Annotated in this window: 1 protein-coding gene; it reads right to left on the bottom strand. The window is 56.2% G+C overall.

Annotated features, from left to right (window positions below; all coding sequences use genetic code 11):
- Nucleotides 1–113: 113 nt before the first annotated feature.
- Nucleotides 114–1,196 (bottom strand): DNA-binding transcriptional repressor LacI, encoded by a 1,083-nt coding sequence (lacI, locus tag HW130_RS35185; RefSeq protein ID WP_000805902.1) that lies wholly within the window; start codon nt 1,194–1,196, stop codon nt 114–116.
- Nucleotides 1,197–1,223: the final 27 nt, after the last annotated feature.

Here is a 1,223-nt window from a genome sequence, read left to right on the forward strand (position 1 = left end):
TAGTCATGCCCCGCGCCCACCGGAAGGAGCTGACTGGGTTGAAGGCTCTCAAGGGCATCGGTCGAGATCCCGGTGCCTAATGAGTGAGCTAACTTACATTAATTGCGTTGCGCTCACTGCCCGCTTTCCAGTCGGGAAACCTGTCGTGCCAGCTGCATTAATGAATCGGCCAACGCGCGGGGAGAGGCGGTTTGCGTATTGGGCGCCAGGGTGGTTTTTCTTTTCACCAGTGAGACGGGCAACAGCTGATTGCCCTTCACCGCCTGGCCCTGAGAGAGTTGCAGCAAGCGGTCCACGCTGGTTTGCCCCAGCAGGCGAAAATCCTGTTTGATGGTGGTTAACGGCGGGATATAACATGAGCTGTCTTCGGTATCGTCGTATCCCACTACCGAGATGTCCGCACCAACGCGCAGCCCGGACTCGGTAATGGCGCGCATTGCGCCCAGCGCCATCTGATCGTTGGCAACCAGCATCGCAGTGGGAACGATGCCCTCATTCAGCATTTGCATGGTTTGTTGAAAACCGGACATGGCACTCCAGTCGCCTTCCCGTTCCGCTATCGGCTGAATTTGATTGCGAGTGAGATATTTATGCCAGCCAGCCAGACGCAGACGCGCCGAGACAGAACTTAATGGGCCCGCTAACAGCGCGATTTGCTGGTGACCCAATGCGACCAGATGCTCCACGCCCAGTCGCGTACCGTCTTCATGGGAGAAAATAATACTGTTGATGGGTGTCTGGTCAGAGACATCAAGAAATAACGCCGGAACATTAGTGCAGGCAGCTTCCACAGCAATGGCATCCTGGTCATCCAGCGGATAGTTAATGATCAGCCCACTGACGCGTTGCGCGAGAAGATTGTGCACCGCCGCTTTACAGGCTTCGACGCCGCTTCGTTCTACCATCGACACCACCACGCTGGCACCCAGTTGATCGGCGCGAGATTTAATCGCCGCGACAATTTGCGACGGCGCGTGCAGGGCCAGACTGGAGGTGGCAACGCCAATCAGCAACGACTGTTTGCCCGCCAGTTGTTGTGCCACGCGGTTGGGAATGTAATTCAGCTCCGCCATCGCCGCTTCCACTTTTTCCCGCGTTTTCGCAGAAACGTGGCTGGCCTGGTTCACCACGCGGGAAACGGTCTGATAAGAGACACCGGCATACTCTGCGACATCGTATAACGTTACTGGTTTCACATTCACCACCCTGAATTGACTCTCTTC

It is taken from the genome of Streptomyces sp. PKU-EA00015 (assembly GCF_013387495.1).
Lineage (GTDB): Bacteria > Actinomycetota > Actinomycetes > Streptomycetales > Streptomycetaceae > Streptomyces.